Genomic DNA, 3,470 nt, shown 5'->3' with positions numbered 1-3,470 from the left:
TAATATTTATAATGTTTATCTTTAATTAGTATGTATGAGGTTTACCTTAATTTGACGATATATCATAACCTTACTATAATATAAGAAGATAGTCAGACGAGTCGTAACGTCAGGCTCATCTCTGAAAACAAAAAAGCTTGAGAAATGGCCTTTCAGTTATCGAATCATCTAAGATAACGAAGGGCTATTTTATTTCCCCAACCTCGTATAACTATCCTAATCCTATTATATGATGCATTAATATACGATACAACAATCATTATATTATATAAATATACGAATAAACTAATAAAAGCCGAGCTAATTCTAAGGAATAAAAGCTCGGCTTTTAGTTTATTTAACGTTTGAAAGAATACTAAAGGTTTACCAATGGAATACTTAAAATAATGGAAGCTGTAATTAAGATATACACTACAAAATATAGCTTTAACAAAAGCAATAAACTACCAAATAGGACTTTATAGATAGGTGCATCTTCTTTCTTAGATCGTATCCATTCTTTAGTCTTATAATATATTTTGGGCTTATTAAAAGCTGGCGGTAATCGCTTACACCATAAAACGAGCCACAGAATACAGCATATATTCCCAAAGAGAAAGAATAGAAATAGACCAAAATGCTCCAATGAATATACTTTCAATACATAAATATTATAGAGTAGCTGAGCAAATGTCTCTACAAAGTTAATCCATAAATAGACAAGATAAGCCTTAAGCAAAAGCACTAATATAGTTTTGATATATTTGAGTTTACTCATTGGCACTCTCCTAGCTAATATTATGAAACTTAAAAACAAAATTTCTTATTGAGTTAATATTTTAATCCATTCCATATACCACGGATTAAAGATTGGATCCGCATCAAGCTTCTTTTTATGGCTATTACTTATACGCCATTGAGGTGCCTTTCGTAAACTTTCAACATTATCAAAATCTACATACTCAACCATATCACGCAATTGTTTATGCTTATACGAAGATTTGCTTTCATCATAATCAATGCGATAACTATAATAATATTCAGAATCCTTTGTAAAATGGCGTAAATAGGATTCCCCATTAGATTTATAGCGATCAACTAGAAATCCTGGAAGACCATTATTCCAAACTGTTGCATACTGTGTAGGCGCCTCAAGGTCACCATATTTATTCAAAAATGCAAAAATTTGTTTTTTTGCCAAACTTTTATCAACAACATTAGTGTCTATTTGAAAGCGTAACACACGGATCTTAATTCCTGAGGCTTCATAAGTACGAACCTCATATTTATTATCTTCCAATGCTTCGCTCACAAGCTTAGCCTTTTTAGGAATACGATAGCTAAAATTGTCCCAATGCTTAACATGGCTATAATTATCTAACCCAGATAAGGGCTCAATAGATGGAATAATATAATTACTCATTACCACTTCAGCAAATTTATCTTGGTATGGATCATTCACATCCCCGCCACCAAGATACGTAATACCATAGGTAGTGTTCGTGTTCTTAGGCGTAAACTCTGTATACATTACATGTGTCTTGGCTTTAAGGATTTTCCAAGATGCATTTTCTAAGCCTGGATATGTATAGATACCTTCATTGTGCATACGTTTACTAAATTCTTTACCATGTGGTGGCCCCACCATCAAAATACTTGTAAAACCACGAACCACAAATAAAGGACCATCACTTGATTTAGATTCAACTGTATCTCCACGCAAGCTAATATTTGGTACAGATAAACGAATATTATTTTTTCCTTCATGAAGTAAGATAACAGTAGATTCTGAGAATTCCCCCAGCTTAACAGCTTGAGCCAATCCAGTTTTCTCCTTAAAAACCTTTTCTATCGCAATCTTGGGTTTCTCCACACTTTTCTGTACTTTAACGCTAAATTCCTCCGCCTCTTGTATTGCCTTTTCATTAATATGAGAATAATTTTCGTAAGCATTGGCGGGAATGCTCGCATCTGCACCTGGAACTGGTGGTTGCCACTTTGGTACTTCGATCTGCACAGCGCTTACATGCATGGTAAAAGCAGTCGCTAATGCCATCATGATTATACTTTTACGTAACATAAAACCCTCTCTCCTCTAAGTTTTACAACACAAAATTACACTTACTTCTTGTCTTTCTTAGTTTTATTTTTATTACTAATATTAACACTTTTCTTACGAAGTAATTTTACATTACCAAAGTCTGAGAACTCTACCGTATTTCTTAATTGTATATGAGAGTACGGCGCAGCTCCATCAGTATAGAGTAAATCAATAGCATAATAATATTTATCATCTCGAAGAACTCTATGAATTTTAGATTTCTTGCCCTTCTGATAATTATCAATCATATAACTTGGCACACCATTGTTCCAAACAGAAGCAGATTGAACTAATGCCTCATTAGATAATGGTTGACCTACTTTAGATGCATTAATAACCTTTTTAAAAGAAAAGTTACCATATAGATTGTCCACTTTTACAGGCCATCTAAGCACAGAAAATCTTGCAGAAGGTCCTACATACTCTCTGACTTCAGTCGTAGTATTATCCAGATTTCTCTGAGCTTTCAACTTCATTCCCTTTGGAATCCGATATGTTAAATTTTCCCATGTAATCGTTTCACTATACGAATCCATATCATCCAGAGAATGAATGGACGGAATGATATAGTTACTCATTACCTGTTCCATTTTTTCTGTAACAGGATGATTCCTATAAGCAATTCCAACGATATATGGTCGATTTGGCTGCTCTTTAAGACGCACTACGGCACCCATCATAGGATTATTTTGATTTAAGAATTTATCATTCATAAACCAGGTCCCCTCTGTTATCTCTGGATATAGGAATTGCCCTTTCTGATCAGCTTTTGTCTTAACAATATCAAGAATATCCGTTACATTAGACCCCAACATAAAGAGTGTATTTCGCTCAGTTAAAAGCTGTAAATCTTCTTTCTCATTAGAACGACTACGAGACAAATAGTCCCCTTCTAGTATGGCTGCTGGCATACTAGCACGAATATTATTATCTTGATCATGTAACAAGATTACCGTTGATTCATTCGCAGCTAAATCTATTTGATTATAGCCCCTTTGAGCCTCTGCATCTAACTTATCCTTTGACAACTTACCATTAGCAACCATTTTATCTAACTTATCTTGGTATTTGGCCTTAGCCTTAACAATATCACTAGATTTATAATTACTAAGCTTACCTGCCCGATAGTTCTCATACGCATTAGCCGGAATACTCGCATCAGCACCTGGCATAGGCGGTTGACCGGCTGGGACTTCGATTTGAACAGCGCTAACATTCATGGTGAAAGCAGCCGCTAATGCCATCATAATTATACTTTTACGTAACATAAAACCCTCTTATCTTTTTCTCTCACATTTACAATATAAATAAGCACAACCTTATTAGCATAAGTATACTATGCAAATAAGGCTGTGCCTATTATTAATAATTTTATAATTTAGTATACATG

General features: G+C 34.1%; 2 protein-coding genes. Both read right to left on the bottom strand.

Annotated elements, in window-relative coordinates; translation table 11 throughout:
* Positions 1–802: 802 nt before the first annotated feature.
* A complete protein-coding gene (locus QZ055_RS08685; RefSeq protein WP_295826242.1) occupies positions 803–2,059 on the bottom strand; it encodes a hypothetical protein in 1,257 nt (418 codons plus the stop codon).
* 41 nt (positions 2,060–2,100) lie between these two features.
* Positions 2,101–3,348, bottom strand: coding sequence for a hypothetical protein (locus tag QZ055_RS08680; protein ID WP_295826240.1), 1,248 nt, complete (start codon positions 3,346–3,348; stop codon positions 2,101–2,103).
* Between the last annotated feature and the right edge of the window lie 122 nt (positions 3,349–3,470).

Origin of the sequence: uncultured Veillonella sp., assembly GCF_905209685.1 — a bacterium.
GTDB lineage: Bacteria > Bacillota > Negativicutes > Veillonellales > Veillonellaceae > Veillonella.
Note: the sequence above shows the minus strand (reverse complement) of the source record. Positions and strands in the feature narration are given on the sequence as shown.